Here is a 19,523-nt window from a genome sequence, read left to right as displayed (position 1 = left end):
TCATTTAAATAGATAAGGGGGACAGGAAACTGTTCCCCTGGGTTGAAAGAGTTATATGTCGTTTTTACTTCGCCGGTTTGGCTTTTACTTCACTGCATTCCTGATTGCAATTTCGTTCAACTTTATGTTGCCACGACTAATGCCAGGGGATCCGGTTGAAGCACTTTTCGCAGCTGCGCAGGGTCGTATGGACCCGGCACAAATGGACGCTGTACGTGAGATGTACGGTTTCTTAGATGGCAACATTTTTGAGCAATACCTGGCTTACATTAAGAGTGTGTTCACTCTGGATTTAGGCCCTTCTGTTCTGATGTTCCCTGTTAACGTATCTGATGTTATCGCAATGGCACTGCCATGGACCATGTTCCTTGCTCTTGGTTCATTGATCGTTGCGCTGATTATTGGTGTGAGTATTGGTACTTATGCTTCGTACCACCGCACTGGTTTTGTTGGTCAGGTTGTTCCACCTGTTCTGGCGTTTATCAGTAACTTCCCTTACATCGTTACTGCCCTGCTGCTCTTTTACATCTTCGGTCTGAAGTTAGACATGTTACCTCTGGCTTACACATACGACCCGGAATTATCTCCAGCTTTCACGCTTGAGTTTATTGGCAGCGTCGCAAAACATGCCGTACTCCCAGTAGGTTCAATGGTTGTAGTTGGTATCGCAACATGGGTGTTCAACATGCGTAACGCCATGATTAACGTGCTTGGTGAAGATTACGTGACTATGGCTGAAGCAAAAGGCCTAAGCAGCTTCCGAGTGATGTACCGTTACGCGGGTCGTAACGCAATCCTTCCGGTTGCAACGGCTATCGCAATGGCGATTGGTTTCTCATTCGCTGGTTCAATTATGACTGAGGTGGTGTTCAACTATCAGGGGCTGGGTAACATCCTGCTAAAAGGCATTATTGCCCGTGATTACCCTCTGATTCAGGCCATTCTTCTTATCCTGGTTACCGCAGTATTGACTGCGAACTTTATAGCCGACTTGCTTTATGTCTGGCTGGACCCTCGTATTTCTAACTAAGGTGCATCATGGATAATCTTATGCAAACGAATAAAACAAATGGCGTAGCTTCTTGTGAAGTAGCAGAGCAGCCAAGCTCCCTTAAAAGGTAAAGAATACACTGGGTAAACTGTATGCATTCTTCTACGGAAACCCACCTGCGATTATCGGTGGTTTCCTGTTAACCATCATCTTATGTGGTGCCCTGTTCGCACCAGTACTGGCAACGCACAATCCGGAAAAACGAGTTGCACGCCCACATCAGGCGCCAAGTGAGCAGCACATTATGGGTACAACCCGTAGCGGTCGGGACGTTTACAGCCAGGTGCTACACGGAGCGCGTAAATCGCTGACCGTTGCTATCTGTGCGGGTGCTATCGCGATGACACTGGCGGTAATCGTTGGTGTATCTTCGGGTTATTTTGGCGGCAAGATTGACGACCGTCTGAACTTCCTGACTAACGTATTTCTGGTTTTCCCTCAGCTCCCCTTGTTGATTGTATTAGCGGCCTTCCTCGGTCAAGTTGGGTCGCTGGTGATAACCGTCTTGCTCGGGATAACCTCCTGGCCTTGGGGCGCCAGGGTAATACGCTCCCAGACAATGGCAATTCGAAACAAAGAGTTCATCATCTCAGCAGAGGTTATGGGTGAATCAAAAGTTCGAATCATCTTAGTTGAGATTCTGCCAAACCTTATCTCAATCGTATTTGGTGGTTTCCTTGGTGCGGTTATCTACGCGATGGGCGCAGAAGCTGGCCTTGGTATCCTTGGTCTGGGTGATGCGACAGAAGTGAGCTGGGGCTCAATGCTTTATTGGGCGCAGACTTCATCTGCGCTATACACAGGCGCATGGTGGGAAATGATGGTTCCTGCAATTGCACTGGCAGTAACAGGTGGTGCACTGGCACTTATCAACATGTCGATTGACCAGGTAAGTAACCCGAAACTGAAAACCGGTCCACATATCAAACTTTGGCACAAACTTAAGAAAGAAGCTGATATCCGCAGAGGTCTGAGATGAGCAACTTATTAGAAATTAAAAATCTCTGTGTAGATTATGTATCACCAAACGGTGTAGCGCGTGCGGTAAATAATGTAAGCGTGAACATTGCACCAGGTGAAACCCTTGGTATTGCAGGCGAGTCTGGCTGCGGTAAGAGTACCTTGGCGTTTGCTATCTCTCGTCTTCACAAAGCTCCGGCTCTGATTTCAGAAGGTGAGATCCTGTACAAAGGTCAGGACGTTCTGAAGATGAACGAAAAGCAGCTGCGCGATTTCCGCTGGAATGACGTTTCTGTTGTATTCCAGAGTGCGATGAACTCGCTAAACCCGGTTATCACCATCGGTGAGCAGCTTACAGACGTTATTCTTGCTCACAAGCCAGTAACTAAGCAGCAGGCGTACGATAAAGCCGCTGAACTGTTGGAAGTAGTGGGTATTCACCCGGACCGTCTGGCAAGTTTCCCTCACCAGTTAAGTGGTGGTATGCGTCAGCGTGTGGTTATCGCTGTTGCACTGGCCCTTGAGCCTAAGCTAATCATCATGGATGAACCAACAACCGCTCTTGATGTGGTGGTTGAGCGTGAAATCCTGAACGAGCTTTACGACCTTAAAACTAAGTTTGGTTTCTCGATTCTGTTTATCAGTCACGACCTTAGCTTGATGGGTGAAATCGCAGACCGCATCGGTGTGATGTACGCGGGTAACCTGATTGAGCTTGGTGATGCCAAGACCGTATTCGGTCAGCCAGAGCATCCATATACCAAAGGTTTGATCGCTTCATTCCCGACGATCCACGGTCCGAAAGAGCGCTTATACGGTATTCCTGGTAACCCGGTTAACCTGCTTAAGATTCCTCAGGGTTGTAACTTCCAGGAGCGTTGTACAGAGTGCTTTGCTCCATGTAAGCAAGCGGATCCAACACTGAAAATGCTTAAACCTGGGCATCAGGTTTCTTGTCATCTGGTTTAAGAGGGTACTGAGATGGAAATGATGAAAAATGGCGATGTGATTCTGTCTGTAAACAATCTTGTAAAAGATTTTCCTATCGGTCAGTCATCCTCAAAAAACAAGTTTATGCGAGCAATGAACGATGTGTCGTTTGAGCTGAAAAAGGGTGAAGCGCTAGCAATCGTAGGCGAGTCTGGCTCTGGTAAAAGTACTGGTGCCCGTATCTTGACTCAGATTTACGACAAAACAGACGGTGAAATCCTGTTTAAGGGTGAGCCAATTGCAGACTACATCAAGAAAAATGGTGAGTTGGAGTACGCACGTCAGGTGCAGATGATTTTCCAGGACCCGTTTGGTTCTCTGAATCCGGTTCACTCGATCTACCACCATATTTCTCGTCCACTACTGATTCACAAGCGTGCAGATAAGAAAAACGTACGCAAGCTGGTTTATGAGTTGCTTGAGCTGGTGGGTCTGTCTCCGGTTAAAGAGACTGCTGAGAAGTTCCCGCACGAACTGAGTGGTGGTCAGCGTCAGCGCGTCGCTATCGCACGAGCTATCGCGGTTGATCCTGAAGTGATTCTGGCGGATGAGCCAATTTCGATGCTGGACGTATCGGTTCGTCTGGGCATCCTGAACCTGATGTCTGATCTGAAAGATAAACACGGCATTTCGTTTATGTACATCACACACGATATCGCAACGGCGCGTTATTTTGCTGAGAAAACCGCGGTAATGTATGTCGGTCATATGGTGGAGTGGGGTGAGAGCGACAGCGTAACTCAGAACCCGCAGCATCCATACTCTCAGTTACTGCTATCCGCAGTTCCGGAAGTAGGCAATGCAGGCCGACGCGATCTGGCTGCGAAGAAGGGCGAGATTCCGCTATGGAAGCCAAGCAGTGTTGGTTGCCCGTTCGCATCACGTTGTCTTAAGGCAACGGAGAAATGTACCAAAGAGATGCCGGAAGCAACGCAAATCTCAGAGAAGCACTTTGCAAGGTGTCACCACCTTTAAAAAACAACCCAGATTCCGGCCCTCGCCTAGGCTCGGCCGGAATGACGAAGTGGTGGTGTTAGATAACCATACTCGTTCCTCACGCTCCGCGTGGGAATGCATACGATACTCATGGTGCCTCATTAAGTTGAGGTTGACTCATTTGCTCAGGTAGGCGTTACCACGCAGAGCGTGGGAACGAGAGAAATTGCCAGCACCATGAAAAGAAAAGAATAACTCGTTCCCACGGTCCCCCGTGGGAATGCATACGGTACTTCATGGTGCTTCATTAAGTTGAAGCAGACTCGTTTGCTCAGGTAGGCGTTACCACGCAGAGCGTGGGTACGAGAACAGGTTCCGGCCCTCGCTTAGGCTCGGCCGGAATGACAAAGAAGTAAGAATTTAATTTAAAAAAATTAGCGCCAAGAAAGCGCTTTCACGAAATTGGTAATAACGATGGAATTTAAATCTCACACAGAGCTTGAAGCAGTAAAAGGTCAGTTTGTTGACCTTGATGGTGAGCGTTTTTATAAGATTGAAAACGTTGACCAGATGCCTCCGTTCTTTATCAGCGTTGTATCCGCGAGCAACCACTGGTTGTTTATCTCATCAACAGGCAGCTTGTCTGCTGGTCGTGTTCGTCCAGAGAATGCACTGTTCCCGTATAAGTCTGTGGATCATATCCACGAGAGTGCAGAGAACACTGGCTCCAAAACCATTATCAAGGTGAAAACAGACAACGGTTACGCGATTTGGGAACCGTTTAACGAACACCACAATGGTATGTACACAGTTCAGCGCAACCTATACAAAAATGCAGTTGGTGACAAAATCACTTTTGAAGAGATTAACCACTGTCTGAGCCTGAAGTTCCAATACAGCTGGAATACATCAGAGAAGTTTGGTTTTGTGCGTAAATCTGCTCTCCAGGATCTGTCTTCTGCTAACCGTGAAATTGAGCTTCTGGATGGTCTGCAGAACCTTCTTCCTTCAGGTGCGCCGTTAGGTGCTCTTCAAACTCGTAGCGCCCTTGTAGACGCTTACAAGTGGAATGAGCAGGTAGAAGAGACACCACTAGCCCTATTCACCATGTACGCGACGTTAAGTGACAAAGCGGAACCTGCAGAATCTCTGCGTGCGACAACGGTATTTAATGTTGATTCAGACGACTCAACTATCCTGCTTTCAAGCCAGCAGGTAAATAACTTCCGCAAAGGCCGAGAGCTGACCAATGAGTCGCTGACTAAAGGTCTGCGTGGTGCTTACATGATTAACAAATCACTCGCGCTTAAGCCGGGTGAGACAAACAGCTGGGTAATCGTTGCAGATATCGATAAAACTCACGCTGATATTGAGAACATGAAGCGGGTTGTTTTGGGAGAGGACAACCTTGCTTCCCTTATTGAGCAGAGCATTGCTGATAATCACAATGAGCTGAAGAGCCTGATGTCTGGCGCAGATGCGTGGCAGCTGACCTCTGAGGAGAACACCAGTGTTCACCATTATGCTAACGTTCTGTTTAACAACATGCGTGGCGGTATTTTTGAGAACAACTACGATCTTGAAAAAGCAGATGTTTGCAAAACTCTGGCGAACTACAACAAGCGAGTTGCAGAACGTCATGCAGCCTTCTTCGAAGCTTTGCCTGATGTATTTACTAACAGTGAACTGATGGAGAAAGCGAAAGAGGTGAACGATCCTCAGCTGATTCGTCTGTGTTACGAATATCTGCCACTGACGTTTGGTCGTCGTCACGGTGACCCAAGCCGCCCATGGAACCACTATGAAATTAAGGTTCGTGACGAAGAAGGCGATCGCCTGCTTTCTTATCAGGGCAACTGGCGCGATATCTTCCAGAACTGGGAAGCGTCAGCACTGAGCTACCCTGAGTTTGTGAAGTCATTTATCGCTAAGTTCGTAAACGCCTCGACGGCTGATGGTTACAACCCTTACCGTATCACTAAAGACGGTATCGACTGGGAAGTTATTGAGCCAGATGACCCGTGGAGCAACATCGGTTACTGGGGTGACCACCAGATTATTTATCTGCTGAAATTCCTTGAGCTTGCAGACAAATATGAGCCAGAAGAGCTGATCAAACTACTTTCTGATGAAGTGTTCTGTTATGCGAACGTTCCATACGAGTTATGTGGTGTTGAAGCGCTATTCAACAACCCGAAAGACACGGTTGACTTTAACGATGACAAGCAAGCTGCTATCGAACGTAAAGTTGCTGAAATTGGCAGCGATGGCCGTTTGATCCTGAACTCTGACAACGAAGTTTACCTGGTTAACCTACTTGAAAAAGTGCTGGTTCCTCTACTGTCTAAGCTAAGTAACCTGGTGCTTGATGGTGGTATTTGGCTAAACACTCAGCGCCCTGAATGGAACGATGCGAACAACGCGATTGTTGGTAACGGCCTATCGATGGTTACGCTGTACTACATGCGTCGTTACGTGGCATTTATGCAGAAGATTCTGGAGAAAGCACCTGCAAGCGTTCAACTTTCAAACGAAGTTGCAGACTGGATGGTAGCAACTACCTCTGTGCTTAACCGTGCAGCGCAAGAAATTCGTCAGAAGACGGTTACTCGCCAAACTCGTCACTCTATCCTGGTTCAGCTAGAGAAGGCTGCAGAAGAGTACCGCAACAAGGTTTACCGTAATGGATTCTCGGGTAAAACGGCCATTGAACTTGCTGAAGTAGCAAAACTGATGGATGTGAGCCATGAAGTGCTTGAAGAGAGCATCGCCAATAACAAGCGTGAAGATGGCTTGTTTAACGCTTACAACATCATCAACTACAACTCAGAACAGGTTTCTGTCGATGAGCTTTACCCAATGCTTGAAGGTCAGGTTTCAATCCTGAGCGCGGGTTCACTTTCTCCGGCTGAAGCGGTTGAACTGCTGGATAACCTGTTTGCTAGCGATATGTACCGCGACGACCAGAAGAGCTTAATGCTTTACCCGGATCGTGACCTGACTGCATTCGTGAACAAGAACTCGATTCCTGCTGAGCTGGTGGAAGGTAACGCACTTCTGTCTGCGATGGTAGCTAAAGGTGATAAGCGTGTTGTAAACCAGGATGTTGAAGGTAAGTACCACTTTAACCCTGATTTTGAAAACAGTGGTTATCTAGAGCCTGTTTTAAAAGCGGCGGCGAAAGAGTATGCGCAATCGTCTGAAGAGCTGGTTCAAAACGTAATAGAAAGCTACGAAACGGTATTTAACCACAGAGCGTTTACTGGTCGTTCTGGCACAATGTTTGGCTATGAAGGTCTTGGTTGTATCTACTGGCACATGGTTTCTAAGCTTCTTCTTGCTGTTCAAGAAAACTATCAGGTAGCTCTGGCGCAAGATCCACAAGGTGAAGTAACGGCGAAACTGGCTGATTACTACTACCGTGTTCGTGAAGGTATTGGCTTCAACAAAACACCAGAAAACTATGGTGCGTTCCCGACTGACCCATACTCACACACGCCTAAGCACGCAGGTGCCCAGCAGCCAGGTATGACAGGTCAGGTGAAGGAAGAGATCATTACTCGCTTTGGCGAATTAGGTTTGAATGTTAAGGATGGCGAAATTGTTATTGAGCCAACGCTTCTGAACCGAGCTGAGTTTATTTCTGAGTCTACAGCGTTCCGCTTCGAAAATGTGTTTGGTGATACTCAAACTAAGGTCGTTCCTAAAGATGGCCTTGCGTTTACTTACTGTCAGGTGCCGTTTATCTACCAGTTGTCAGATGATGCTGAAATTAAAGTAGTGATCACTTCGAAGGAAGGGGAGCAGACTGAGGTCGCTGGTAATGTTCTTCCTAAAGATCTGAGTAAAGGTATCTTTGCTCGCGAAGGCAAACTTGAAAAAGTTGAGGTTTATCTTCCTCGATAACTCCAAAGACAGATTCCGTACTACGCTCGTCCCTCGCTATACGGAATGACGGCTAAAAAAAACGTCATTCCGGATGAGTCTAAACTAAGTCCGGAATCTTAAGAAAAATCAGGCATTAAGTGTCTGATTTTTTTATTTTTATTCTCTGGAAAAAGCTATTTGCCGAAGTCTCTGTGTTTACCGGGTGTGCTTGCTGTAACGGACATGCCAGAATGACAAACTATCCTTTGTCTAGTTCCCATGCTCTGCGTGGGAATTCATATTTAACTCAATTAATCCCAATGCATCAAACAGATCAAGTGGTTAAATTAGGTTAAGGTATGCATTCCAACGCAGAGCGTTGGAACGAGGAAAACACTGAACTCAAAGAATATCTGTCAAATCCTTCACCGAGCCGCGCTCAATTAACTTCGGACTTAACTTGGTCTCGATATGCTCAATTTCTTTCCCAGCCAAAATACTTAGCACACCTTCAGCGCCCTGAATGGCCATCTCCTTTACCGGGAAATCAATGGTAGTGAGGCCTGGGTTCATATGTTGCGAGTAACTCACATTATCGTAGCCAACAATAGAAATGTCCTGACCGATTTTCATGCCTCGCTCAAGACAGGTACTGTAGGCAGTAACCGCAATATTGTCGTTCATGCAGAAAATGGCGGTCATCTCTAGATCTCGATCTAGCAAGCGAGTAATCGCCTCATTATTGCCTTTATGATCAAAACGACCTTCAACCACCAGGTTTGGGTCGTACTCGATACCATGTTTTGCCAATGCATTGCGATAGCCCTGAAGACGGTCGCGACTATCCACTTTACTTAGCTGACCAGTGATACAACCGATTTTTGTATGCCCTTTTTCGATAAGGTGTTCAACCGCTAAGAAGCCGCCAAGCTCATTGTCAATGGTGATACATTTATTTGAAATTTCAGGGATATATCGGTTAAGGACCATGGTTGCTGGTGTTTTCTCGCAGATATTGAGGATATCCCCGTCTGAGAGCATATCCGACACCAGGATCAGACCGTCAACTTTTTTAGAACACAGAAACTGGATAGAGTCCTGCTCCTGATCATAGAGTTCGTTACCACTGGTGATTATTAGGTGATAGTTCTCTTTTCGAACCGCTTTCTCCGCATTGTGCATCATCGGCCCATAAAAGGGGCCATCTAGCGTACCAACCAGCATACCTATACTGAACGATTTATTAGAAGCCAGTGCCTGTGCAAAAGCATTTGGCTGATAGCCAAGTTTTTCGATAGCTTCAAAAACCTTTACCCGGTTGGCTTCTTTTACTGATTTATGTCCATTCAGAGCTCTTGATACGGTTGATTGAGAAACCTTTGCAAACTCTGCTACTTCTTTAATTGTGATCAATTTGCTTTCCTCTGCAAAAAGACGGATTTCATTCTTTTCTGTCACCATGTTACCTGTATCAATTCCATCAGTGTAAATTTCTTTTGAAAAAGGGTTTCTATTTGTAGATGTCTGTCAACTCTTACCCCTTTAAAGATAAGAAGTTCATTTAATTCTCTAAAGATCATTTGAAATGTGATCTATACATAAGAAAGCGCTTTCTTTGGTGAGTTTGGTCACTGTTTAACGACCAGTTGGCGAATATAATGCTCCCACTGACATAGAGAAGAGCAATGAATCCCCACTTTTATTGGCTAATTTGGCCGATATTTGCACTCTCATTCGCTCCAAATGTAAATTATGTCAGATTTTTTTGATTTTAAAAGAAAGCGCTTTCTTTTTCGGGAGAGAAAAAGCAAAAGTGTCTGAACATGGAGTTAATAATGAAACTGTCCAAAGTATCCCTTGCCTGTCTACTTGCTACTGTGGGTTTATCCGCATCACCAGCTGCTCTGGCAGAAAAAAGTGATGGATTTGAATTCCACGGCTATTTTCGTGCAGGCGCGCTATACAGTAAGAACGATGATTTTAAGCGTTCAAAATTCCCTGCCTCTAAAGAGCGTTTAGGTCGTTTAGGTCTTGAGTCGGACAACCACTTTGAACTTGCACTACAAAAGAACTTTGAAAACGAGGATGGTCAGAAGATTCGTATCAAATCTCGTCTTGGTGCCGATAATGCAAGTTCAGAAGGTAAAAACCAGCTGAGTACCAGTGCCGATGCAGCGAATGGCAACGTTGGTCTGGTTGAGACTTTTGTTGAGATGGAAGGGGTTACAGATACCGGTGTTTTATGGGGCGGTAAGCGCTTCTACGGTAAAGATAACTACATCTTTATGACCGATTTCTTCTACACCGATATGTCTGGTACTGGTGTTGGTATTGAAGGCATGGAAATTGGCGACAACAAGTGGGACTTCGCTTACATCGCAAGTGATGATGCAGAAGGTGGTTTCTGGGGTACTGATACCAACAACCCTATGCACTCGGTACACGTAGGTGTGAACTTCGGTAGCGTAGAACTACACACAATGGCTAAGTACCTGCCAGACAACATGGTTGATGATGTTAAATATGCATCAAATGGTATTGAAGCTACTGCTATAGTGAACACTGATTCTGTATTTGGTGTATCTGACAAAGGCTTTACCAAGTATATCGCTCAGGTTGGTAAAGGTTTGGGGTCAGGTCAGCTATTGGGTGGTTCAATCACGACTTATAACGCATGGAAACCGGGTAACGGCGCTCTGGAAGGTCCAAGCAACATGAAGAAGGTAGAAAGTGGGGATGTATCTGCTCGTGCATTGGTATGGGGTGGTTACTTCTTTGAAAACGGTGTGAGCATCTTCCACTCTATCCAGGGTCAGTACAATGATCTGGATGCTGGTGGTAAAGATAGCTGGGCTTCTGCAATGATTCGCCCAAGCTTCCCGGTAACTAAGAACTTCTTTATCGCAACAGAAGCTGGTTACCAGTACAACAAGTGGGAAGATGCAGCAGGTGTTGGTGATGACCAGACTAACTACAAACTTACAGTAGCTCCAACGGTTATCGTTCCAACTGGCTTTGGTCCGGCTCCAGAAATCCGTTTCCTAACGACTTACCTGGATGGTTCAGCACGTGATAAAGCAGACTTGCTTGTAGGTATTCAAGCAGATATGTGGTGGTAATCACATAAAAGTAGGGGCCCAGTATGAGGGCTCCTACATTTTAAATTGGCTATGAATGAGATCATCTAAGTACTTATTCATAGCGGATTTATCCGCCTCAGTCGACGAGGAAATTTAAATGACCTGTTTTAAGAAATTATTAGCACTGAGTGTCAGTGCATTATTAATAGGTTGCAGTACTACTGATGTGCAACCGATGGTAAGTGCAGAACAAAGTATGCAACTGCTTCAGAAAGCAGAGGTATGCTGTACTTCTTTTGGCCAGCTTGATTACGAAAGCATCGAGCAACCAGGGCTTTATGATTTCGCCCTAACACCGGATAGTCAGGCGCTTGAGTTAAGCACTGGTAAGTCATTTGTTCAGGGAGTGCGCTTGCCGTCCAATGCGGTGGAAGGCATTAAAGTAAAGGTTATCTCAACATTTAACGATTCGGTATATGTCCCAAATGTGATGTTGCTGGATGAGCATTTTAATCCGGTTACGACATTCGGCAGTGAAGATATTGATTATGATTCGGGATCGATATTTAACGGGGATCAGTTTGAGCGGGAAATAAAGATATCCGAAGCGCACCTGCACAGCGGGCGAGTGGAGTATCTATTGGTTTATACGACTAAAAAAGATATGGAAGAGGTCACTATACTGCCTAAGCTGGATCAGGGGACGATCAGAGTTGGAAGGCACAATGAACCGCGTATGTTTGATGATGTTGTGATAGAACACTCGGCTCTAGGTAGTTTTCAGATCAAGTTTAGTTATTCAAAGCTAACGGAAGTGAAGCTGGCATCTGACAACGCGCCATCAATAGAAAATGCGGTTGTGGCAGCTCCGGTAGTATTGCCATTAGCAACTAAGTCAGAGGTGAGTAGCCCTGTTGATACTATCCAGCTGGAAACCGAGGCTATGTATATAGAGCTTGTAGAGAAAGCAGTGCGTGAGAACCAGATAGATAAAGCGCTTAGATTTGTTGAAGAGGGAGAAAAGGCCGGTTCCTCTAAACTAAGAGATGTGTTTTTTGATGCCCTTAAACAGGGGCGATAAGCGAGTTTCGCAGCGAGTAGAGTCGACGACGAAAGTATTCTTCGGGGGAAGAATGGGGGGCAGTGTAAGTACTGCACAATTAGCGATATTCAGTAGCCACTTGATGCAGCCACAGAGGGTGAATTGATCGCGAGTTCAATTAATTTGATTGAGTGCCACTGAGAAATCAGTGGCTATTTTTTATCTATTTACAACGGATTCTCTGGTTACCAAATTACCGGGAACTAAACTGTTGTCCTTACCGGGTCTGCCACATAGGTAGTCATCCAGCTCTTTCATTGCTGCTTCAACCAGTTTTTCTGAAGGATAACTGATACAGGTAAGCGGAGGGGTAAGCTGTGCTGCAAGAGATGAATCTTCAAGTGACATGATAGAAACTTCTTGTGGCGTCGAAAGGTTGAAGTCCTTCAGTAGCTTCATGGCAACCGCAGCCTGACTATCGCGCATTACTATAATTGCTGTAAATGGAGAGTAGCTGTTAAGCAGTGTCATCATTGCCTGCTCGGTACTTTCCCCTGCATTGACAATGAGCTGGCGGTTCACCGGCATTGCCATGTTTTGTAACGAGGTTTTATAACCTTCAAGTACCTGCTGCGACGCGTAATTATCATCGTCTAAAACGATAGCAACAGAAGTGTGTCCTTTACTGAACAAGAACCGGCATGCGCTCTCACTGGCAAATCGATAGTCGTAACCAATATTGCGCATCTCAGAAGATGCCTTGCTATCAATAGCAATGACATTCTCTTTAGAAGAAGAAGGTACTTGTCCACCAAGTGCGATAATCGCATCACAATGGCCACTATTTAACTCTTCAACCACCCTTTGGTACTCAGCCGGAGTATCGGCAAAGTTGACCAGCATATGCTTACCTTTACTTCGTAGAGCTTTTGAAAGGAGAGGTAGGTAGGTTGAGACTTGTCCAGCATCAGTTGTTGATAAGATTACTCCAATGTAGTCGGTTCTCTGGTTCGCGAGATTTTGAGCAGCAGCATTAGGGCGGTAGTTCAGTTCTTCCGCTGCTTTTAAAACTGCTTCTCGACTTGCTTCTTTTACCCCTCGACTTCCACTCATGACTCGTGACACAGTGGCCTTTGAGACGTTTGCTAGCCTGGATACATCTGTAATTGTTACCATTGAAGTTAAACTCTAAAATCCTGTTCTGGTTACCGTAATATGGAAATCGGTTCCCATATCAACTTTCCATTTTATCTGAGGTGACTGAATCCACAAGTGATAGTTGAAAAAAAGGCCACAAAATGCGGCCTAATGATACAAAAGGTTCAGAATCGTTGGTTAGCGCCCTCTTCTGATACCTGGCTATATCCAAATACGTTTAGGTTGAAACAAAATTCCGCTTATGCTGCGACACGTTTGTGTAGTTCGATCAGTTCAGTAACTAGCTCTTTTGCTAGCATAGAGGTCATAAGGTGATCCTGTGCGTGAACCATAATCAGGGTCATCTTTGTTTTGCCTTCACCTTCATCTGCCTCGATGAGTTTGGTCTGAACTAGGTGTGCTTCATTGGCTGCTGCCTGAGCTTCTTTTAATAGCCCTTCAGCCTCTTCAAACTCACCGTTTTTTGCATGACGCAACGCTTCGTAACATAGGCTACGTGATTGACCGGCATTAATGATGATGCCCATTACCTGTTCTTCTAAATCCATAATTCTCTCCCGAAAAAATAAAACTGTTACCAGTAAAAACTATTGAGTTTGCTTACGATATTGAGCTTTTCATTAGTCTGAATAGCTTTTAAAAACCATTGTTTTTAGATACTTCGGCAAACCACTCACCACTTTTCTTCACGCTGCGCTTTTGTGTTTTCAGGTCAAGCTGATAGAAGCCGTAGCGGTTTTTGTATGCGTTTGACCATGACCAGTTGTCGATAAAGGTCCATAGGTGATAGCCAATACAGTTTGCACCCTCAGAAACACCTTGATGAAGCCATGAAAGGTGACCTTTGATAAAGTCGATTCGGTAATCGTCCTGTATCTGGCCGTCTACAAGAAACTTCTCTTCACCCTCTACACCCATACCGTTTTCTGAGATGTAACAAGGAAGGTTTCCATAGTTATCACGCAGGTTGATCAGAATGTCGTAGATGCCTTTTTCATAGATTTCCCATCCACGGTGAGGGTTCATCTTTCTTCCCGGCATTTCATAATGATCGAAGAACCATTCAGGCATGAAAGGTGATTCTGGGTTAACGGCATTGGCACGAACTTTTACGCGACGAGGCATGTAGTAGTTCACGCCAAGCAGGTCGATCTTACCGCTTGCCAGAAGTTCACAGTCGCCTTCTGCAATGTCTGGCAGCTGATCGTGTTTTTTAAGCAGCTCTACCAACTCTTGTGGGTACTCGCCTTTAACCGCAGGGTCGAGGAAGCTTCGGTTAAACATTAGGTCACAGATATTTGCCGCTTTTAAGTCTGCCGGATTCTGAGAGCGAGGGTAAGACGGTGTTAAGTTCAGGATAATACCGATTTTCCCATCTTGCTCAGACGCTCTGAACTTCTGAACGGCTTTCGCGTGAGCCAGCATCGTGTGGTAAGCAACCGTTGCAGCGCGGCGGAAATCCACAACATTTGGGTAATGGAAATCGTAAAGGTAGCCACCTTCAACTGGTACGATTGGTTCGTTGAAAGTGAACCAGTGTTTAACTCTGTCACCAAACAGCTTGAAGCAGGTATCGGCAAAGTTTGCGTAAGCATCCAGCACTTCACGGTTTTCGAAGCCACCAATTTCCTGCATTGCCATTGGCATATCGAAGTGGAATAGGCAGATAAAAGGTTCAATCTCTTTAGCAACGAGTTCGTCGATAACATTGTTGTAGAACTCAACTGCTTCCTGGTTAACCTCTCCTGTACCTTCTGGGATCAAACGTGACCAGGAGATTGAAGTGCGGAAGCTGTTGTGACCGATATCCTTCATCAACTCAATATCTGATTGGTAGTTCTGATAGAAAGTGGAAGCGTCGGTAGCAGACACACCATTGTGGAATCGATTTGGTTCAGTTTTGAACCAGTGATCCCAGATGTTATCGCCTTTACCACCATCGAAAGCTGCGCCTTCAGTCTGAGTTGCGGATGCTGCGCTTCCCCAAAAGAAGTTGTCAGGAAATTTTTTATTCATGATTAAATCCTTGAGGCGGGTAGTTACTGCCTTGTGATACCACCCGCATAAGTTAGTAATATTGTTTGTTGTTTAAGCGGTTACTGGCTGTGCGTTCTCAGCTTGTTTTTCGTTTTCTGCTTCCTGATCTAGTAGCTGTTTCTCATAAGCTTTCAGGAATGGGAAGTACATCGCCGCCGACATCGCCATGCAGATAAAGCACATGATGACTGGCGAGAACGCCCAGTTAGCTGCCCACGAAGCACCAATAGGGCCAGGTGTTGTCCATGGAGTTAGAGATACCACGCGTTCGATAAGCCCAAGATCCAGTGCAAACCATGCTAGTGTTGCGTTGATCATAGGAACCAGAATGAATGGCAGGAAGAACACTGGGTTCATGATAATTGGAGCACCAAATAGGATTGGTTCGTTGATGTTAAACAGCCCCGGTACCACACCCATCTTACCGATACTTCTCAGGTGTACGGCTTTTGAGCGCAATAGCAAGAATGCAAGCGGTAGCGTTGAACCTACACCACCAATCAACAGGTAGTGATCCCAGAAGCCCTGAACAAAGATATGCGGAATGGCTTCACCTGCCGCCATTGCTGCCTGGTTAACAGATAGGTTAGCCATCCAGAATGGATTCATAATACCTGTGACGATAAGTGCGCCGTGAATACCTGCGAACCAAAGGATCTGGCAGACAAGAACAGCCAGCAGCACTGCTGGTAGTGTGTCAGAGGCTGAAACCAGTGGCTGAACCAATGCCATTATTGCGGCAGGGATGATCATGCCAGTTTGTGCTTCAATAAATAGGTTTAGCGGGTGTAGCGTCGCGATGATGCACATTACAGGAATTAGAATTTCAAACGATCGGGCAACGCCTGTAGGTACTTCTGGCGGAAGTTTTATCGTAATGTTGTTTCTCTTCAGGTAGGCGTACACCTCAGTTGAATAAATGGCGGTAATCAGAGCAGTAAAGATCCCCTGACCAGAGAAATACTGCATCGACAGCTGACCATTTTCGACTGGAGCCGCAACCAGCAGAAAAGACATTAGCGATAGCAGGCCAGTGGTAACAGGATCAAGATCGTGGTGTTTTGCCAAACTGGAAGCGATACCAACAGATATGAATATGGTCATAATGCCCATACTCAGGTTGAATGGAAGCATTAGTGCTTCACGATGAGTTGCTGAGAAATCCAGCCATGCACGAGCAAAGCCAAACGTCGTATCTTCTGAGAACGGTGGAAAGATCAGTACCAGCATAAATGAACCGACAATCATAAACGGCAGTGCCGCGATAAAACCGTCTCGGATGGATGTTACGTATTTTTGCTGGCCTACTTTGCCAGCGATTGGAGTCACTTTTTGCTCGATGATTCCAACCATTTTGTTGTATAGAGAACTCATATTGTTTTTTCCTGATTGTTAGTCAGATTAGCCGATTAATTCCAGAGCGAAATCCAGTACCTTGTCACCTTTTTGCATGCCGTAATCCATCATGTTGATTGGCTCAACCTTGATTCCGTGTTTATCGGCTTCTTTTTGTAGATCGGCTTGCATGTATTTCACCTGTGGACCAAGCAGAACAACCTCGTAGTTTCCTACCTGATTGCTGAACTCAGAAGCACCGTATGCCTGGATCTGAGCTTCAATTCCGCGTTCTTTAGCAGACGCTTCCATCTTCTTAACCAGCATGGAAGTTGACATACCTGCCGAGCAGCAAAGCATAATTTTTTTCATCGTATTTACCCCTATGAGTTGTTTTTGTGCTTTTTAATATGCACTTTTTGGAAATTAATGGAAACCGGTTTCCATTAATTTCCAAATGAAGTGTGAAAAGGATCGTTATATTTGGATCTAAATCGACTATATGTGTGACTAAGTTCGCGAAATTTTCGCTTTAAGGAAACATCGAATCAGTTTAATGAATAGTAGGGATGTTCCAGATTTTTCTATTTAGGCTTTTATAAATAAGGGAGCGTGGAGGTGAAAAGTTTCAGGGGTATTAACCAAAATGTGCCCTGAGCAACATATTTAGATAACCGGTTTCCGAACGCTAGATGTTTTAGTTATTCTTACGCGGTCTACAACACCGAGAAAAATCATGAACGACTCCCTAGCAAGGATTATCACATCTAACATTGAGCACTATATGCTGCCCCTTGCTAGAGTGTTGATGAGGAACCCTCACTTAACTGCGATGAGGGATGGATTTCAGCTTGCGATGCCGTTTGTTTTTATCGGTTGTATGTTTGTTCCGATTTTGTTTCCTCCATTCTCTGAAGTGACCACTGGGCCTGCAGCCTGGTGGTTATCAATGGCAAATACGCTTAGGCCGTTTTTGCTACCCAGTTACCAACTAACGTTGGGAGTCATGGGCCTGATGATTGCCTTTGGTGTTTCATCAAGCCTGGCAAAACAGTATCAGCTACCTGAAAGGTTGTCGGGGTTAACGGGGTGCATGGCGTTTCTGATGCTTGCCGGTATGCATGAGCAAAATGAAGAGACGCTCCGCTTTCTTGGAGGGGCTGGCCTTTTTACCGCACTGATAGCCAGTGTTTATTCTGTCGAAATAATTCGGTTTTTCTTTAAGCGAGGATGGTATATCTCCATGCCAGAAGATGTGCCTGTTTTAACCGTTCAGAGCTTTAAGTTTCTAATCCCTATCCTTGTGGTTCTGTTATCAATATCCAGTTTTGATTTGGCTCTGCATAATAATTTTGGTGTTCACTTTCCTCAGTTGATTGAAAAGATATTCCGGCCACTCGTATTAGCATCCGATAGTTTGCTGGCGGTGCTGATCTCGATTTTAGTGTGTCAGCTACTCTGGTTTATGGGTATACATGGGGCGTTAATTGTTACCGGAATAATGAACCCATTCTGGATGTCTAACCTGATTGAAAACCAGGATGCTTTGGAAGCAGGTTTAGATGTATTACCACACATATATCTACCTGCATTTTGGGACTTTTTTATCTTGATTGGTGGTGTTGGTTCAACGTTGCCGCTGGTTTACTTAGCGATGAAGAGCCGGGTTAGTCAGCTAAGAACTGTTGGGAAGATTTCGCTCATTCCTTCGATCTTTAATATTAATGAGCCGATACTATTTGGGTTTCCAGTCATAATGAACCCGCTGTTTTTGTTGCCGTTTGTTTTTGTACCCATGTTGAACGCCTCTATCGCCTGGTTTCTTACCTCGGCTGGTATCCTTGAGAATGTGGTGTTGTTGATCCCGTGGTCTGTACCTGCTCCGATAGGTGCTGCCTGGGCTGCAAACGGCAGTATCACTAATGTGCTTATGGTTATTCTGGCGATGGTTAACTCCTATTTTATCTATCTGCCATTCTTCCGAGCTCATGAGAAAATCCTTAGCGCGCAGCAAGAAGAGAGGATGAATGCTCAGAGAGCGAGCTGATTTATATTTGTCATAAATAAAATTAATTGCCAGAATAATAGTTATTTTTGGCAATAATCTAACTCTTATGCAAACTCGCTCTGATGATCTTGAAATTCTTCTCGCTGTTGTGGATACAGGTGGTTTTTCTGCTGCTGCTCAGGCGCTCGATATTCAGGTCGCAAAAGTATCCCGCGCAGTAACAAGGCTCGAAACTCAACTTGGTGTCTCCCTTCTTAACCGGACCACAAGGCGTGTTGATGTCACTGAAGAGGGCAAAGCCTTTGTTGATTGTGTACGAAAAGCCTTGTCTGTTATTCAGAATGCTGAGGAAGATATCAGTAGCCGAAGCGAGTGTCCTAAGGGGCGGCTGAGGGTAGATGCGGCAAGCCCATTTGTTCTGCATCAGCTGGTTCCGTTAGTAAAACCGTTTCGTGACGAGTTTCCTGATATCGAACTCGAAATCACATCCAATGAAGGCTATGTCGATCTGCTAGAAAAACGGACTGATGTTGCGATTCGAATAGGTAAGTTAGCGGACTCTACACTGCACGCACGTTTGTTGGGACAAAGTCAGCTATTTATTGTGGCTTCCCCTGAGTATCTTGAATCTAACGGCATGCCTAAAGCACCTGACGATCTTTTGGAGCATCAACTGATTGGCTTTACTGAGCCAAGAGTTCTGAATGAATGGCCTTTATCCGGAATTACTGCAATAACACCTTCAATCTCGTCCAGTAGCGGAGAAACAGTCAGGCAGCTTGCCCTCAATGGAAATGGCATCTCATGTCTTTCGGGCTTTATGGTGAAAGAGGATATCTCCGCAGGCAAGTTAGTCTCTTTGTTTGAACAAGAACTTTCTGGCAAAAGTGAGCGAAGACAAGTTAACGCGGTTTACTATAAATCTTCCGCTGTCTCAAAAAGGGTCTCTGTTTTTCTGGATTTTATTCAGCCTCGTTTAACCTTATAAATCGAGTTTTATTTTTACAAAAACTACAAAAGTATCTTGTCGTTATTGCTCTAAATGATCATATAGCCCTT

At 45.2% G+C, this 19,523-nt stretch carries 14 protein-coding genes and 1 pseudogene; 9 read left to right on the top strand and 6 right to left on the bottom strand.

From position 1 onward, the window contains the following. Nucleotides 1-55 precede the first annotated feature (55 nt). From P7F88_RS08055 to P7F88_RS08035, 5 genes and pseudogenes are all read left to right on the top strand, one after another. Nucleotides 56-1,030: an ABC transporter permease gene (locus P7F88_RS08055; RefSeq protein ID WP_277823524.1), complete on the top strand. Its 975-nt coding sequence runs from the start codon at nt 56-58 to the stop codon at nt 1,028-1,030. 85 nt (nt 1,031-1,115) lie between these two features. Further along, nucleotides 1,116-2,030, top strand: a pseudogene (locus tag P7F88_RS08050) (ABC transporter permease); the annotation flags it as partial. Next, a complete protein-coding gene (locus tag P7F88_RS08045; protein WP_277823522.1) occupies nt 2,027-2,980 on the top strand; it encodes an ABC transporter ATP-binding protein in 954 nt (317 codons plus the stop codon). The pseudogene P7F88_RS08050 and the gene P7F88_RS08045, both read left to right, overlap by 4 nt. Nucleotides 2,981-2,992: 12 nt before the next feature. Further along, nucleotides 2,993-3,976 carry an ABC transporter ATP-binding protein gene (locus tag P7F88_RS08040; RefSeq protein ID WP_277823520.1) on the top strand — a complete coding sequence of 328 codons (984 nt, stop codon included), beginning with the start codon at nt 2,993-2,995 and terminating at the stop codon, nt 3,974-3,976. 435 nt (nt 3,977-4,411) lie between these two features. Further along, a complete protein-coding gene (locus tag P7F88_RS08035) occupies nt 4,412-7,843 on the top strand; it encodes a hypothetical protein (protein WP_277823518.1) in 3,432 nt (1,143 codons plus the stop codon). 363 nt (nt 7,844-8,206) lie between these two features. On the opposite strand, the gene P7F88_RS08030 is transcribed toward P7F88_RS08035, so the two are convergent. Continuing rightward, nucleotides 8,207-9,217 (bottom strand): LacI family DNA-binding transcriptional regulator, encoded by a 1,011-nt coding sequence (locus P7F88_RS08030; protein ID WP_277823515.1) that lies wholly within the window; start codon nt 9,215-9,217, stop codon nt 8,207-8,209. A gap of 422 nt (nt 9,218-9,639) precedes the next feature. On the opposite strand from P7F88_RS08030, the gene P7F88_RS08025 reads away from it, so the two are divergent. After that, nucleotides 9,640-10,923 carry a carbohydrate porin gene (locus tag P7F88_RS08025; RefSeq protein ID WP_277823513.1) on the top strand — a complete coding sequence of 428 codons (1,284 nt, stop codon included), beginning with the start codon at nt 9,640-9,642 and terminating at the stop codon, nt 10,921-10,923. Nucleotides 10,924-11,041: 118 nt separating this feature from the next. Then, the gene (locus P7F88_RS08020) at nt 11,042-11,965 is read left to right on the top strand and encodes a MalM family protein (protein ID WP_277823511.1); all 924 of its coding nucleotides are present in this window, start codon (nt 11,042-11,044) and stop codon (nt 11,963-11,965) included. 180 nt (nt 11,966-12,145) lie between these two features. Here the strand turns inward: P7F88_RS08020 and P7F88_RS08015 are convergent, their stop codons facing one another. The 5 genes from P7F88_RS08015 to P7F88_RS07995 form a co-directional block, all read right to left on the bottom strand. Next, a complete protein-coding gene (locus tag P7F88_RS08015) occupies nt 12,146-13,102 on the bottom strand; it encodes a LacI family DNA-binding transcriptional regulator (RefSeq protein WP_277823509.1) in 957 nt (318 codons plus the stop codon). A 221-nt stretch (nt 13,103-13,323) separates the two neighbouring features. Beyond that, nucleotides 13,324-13,632 (bottom strand): PTS N,N'-diacetylchitobiose transporter subunit IIA, encoded by a 309-nt coding sequence (gene chbA / locus P7F88_RS08010; RefSeq protein ID WP_277823507.1) that lies wholly within the window; start codon nt 13,630-13,632, stop codon nt 13,324-13,326. Between the two features lie 88 nt (nt 13,633-13,720). Next, the gene (locus P7F88_RS08005; RefSeq protein ID WP_277823505.1) at nt 13,721-15,100 is read right to left on the bottom strand and encodes a glycoside hydrolase family 1 protein; all 1,380 of its coding nucleotides are present in this window, start codon (nt 15,098-15,100) and stop codon (nt 13,721-13,723) included. A 72-nt stretch (nt 15,101-15,172) separates the two neighbouring features. Continuing rightward, the gene (locus P7F88_RS08000) at nt 15,173-16,495 is read right to left on the bottom strand and encodes a PTS sugar transporter subunit IIC (RefSeq protein ID WP_277823503.1); all 1,323 of its coding nucleotides are present in this window, start codon (nt 16,493-16,495) and stop codon (nt 15,173-15,175) included. A 27-nt stretch (nt 16,496-16,522) separates the two neighbouring features. Beyond that, complete coding sequence (locus tag P7F88_RS07995; RefSeq protein ID WP_277823501.1) at nt 16,523-16,828, bottom strand: PTS sugar transporter subunit IIB; 306 nt, start codon at nt 16,826-16,828, stop codon at nt 16,523-16,525. Nucleotides 16,829-17,192: 364 nt separating this feature from the next. Between P7F88_RS07995 and P7F88_RS07990 the strand changes: the two genes are divergently transcribed. Beyond that, nucleotides 17,193-18,503 (top strand): PTS sugar transporter subunit IIC, encoded by a 1,311-nt coding sequence (locus P7F88_RS07990; protein WP_277823499.1) that lies wholly within the window; start codon nt 17,193-17,195, stop codon nt 18,501-18,503. A gap of 67 nt (nt 18,504-18,570) precedes the next feature. Beyond that, nucleotides 18,571-19,452 (top strand): LysR family transcriptional regulator, encoded by an 882-nt coding sequence (locus P7F88_RS07985; protein WP_277823497.1) that lies wholly within the window; start codon nt 18,571-18,573, stop codon nt 19,450-19,452. Nucleotides 19,453-19,523: the final 71 nt, after the last annotated feature.

This window comes from Vibrio hannami (assembly GCF_029589055.1).
GTDB lineage: Bacteria > Pseudomonadota > Gammaproteobacteria > Enterobacterales > Vibrionaceae > Vibrio > Vibrio hannami.
The sequence above is the reverse complement of the archived record's forward strand: the minus strand, read 5'-3'. Positions and strand labels throughout refer to the sequence as shown.

What these genes read in the sequence shown, in the direction of transcription:
- P7F88_RS08055 (WP_277823524.1), top strand. Translation starts at nt 56, where the DNA reads ATGTCGTTTTTACTTCGCCGGTTTGGCTTTTACTTCACTGCATTCCTG.
- P7F88_RS08045 (WP_277823522.1), top strand. Translation starts at nt 2,027, where the DNA reads ATGAGCAACTTATTAGAAATTAAAAATCTCTGTGTAGATTATGTATCA.
- P7F88_RS08040 (WP_277823520.1), top strand. Translation starts at nt 2,993, where the DNA reads ATGGAAATGATGAAAAATGGCGATGTGATTCTGTCTGTAAACAATCTT.
- P7F88_RS08035 (WP_277823518.1), top strand. Translation starts at nt 4,412, where the DNA reads ATGGAATTTAAATCTCACACAGAGCTTGAAGCAGTAAAAGGTCAGTTT.
- P7F88_RS08025 (WP_277823513.1), top strand. Translation starts at nt 9,640, where the DNA reads ATGAAACTGTCCAAAGTATCCCTTGCCTGTCTACTTGCTACTGTGGGT.
- P7F88_RS08020 (WP_277823511.1), top strand. Translation starts at nt 11,042, where the DNA reads ATGACCTGTTTTAAGAAATTATTAGCACTGAGTGTCAGTGCATTATTA.
- P7F88_RS08015 (WP_277823509.1), bottom strand. Translation starts at nt 13,102, where the DNA reads ATGGTAACAATTACAGATGTATCCAGGCTAGCAAACGTCTCAAAGGCC.
- chbA (WP_277823507.1), bottom strand. Translation starts at nt 13,632, where the DNA reads ATGGATTTAGAAGAACAGGTAATGGGCATCATCATTAATGCCGGTCAA.
- P7F88_RS08005 (WP_277823505.1), bottom strand. Translation starts at nt 15,100, where the DNA reads ATGAATAAAAAATTTCCTGACAACTTCTTTTGGGGAAGCGCAGCATCC.
- P7F88_RS08000 (WP_277823503.1), bottom strand. Translation starts at nt 16,495, where the DNA reads ATGAGTTCTCTATACAACAAAATGGTTGGAATCATCGAGCAAAAAGTG.
- P7F88_RS07995 (WP_277823501.1), bottom strand. Translation starts at nt 16,828, where the DNA reads ATGAAAAAAATTATGCTTTGCTGCTCGGCAGGTATGTCAACTTCCATG.
- P7F88_RS07990 (WP_277823499.1), top strand. Translation starts at nt 17,193, where the DNA reads ATGAACGACTCCCTAGCAAGGATTATCACATCTAACATTGAGCACTAT.
- P7F88_RS07985 (WP_277823497.1), top strand. Translation starts at nt 18,571, where the DNA reads ATGCAAACTCGCTCTGATGATCTTGAAATTCTTCTCGCTGTTGTGGAT.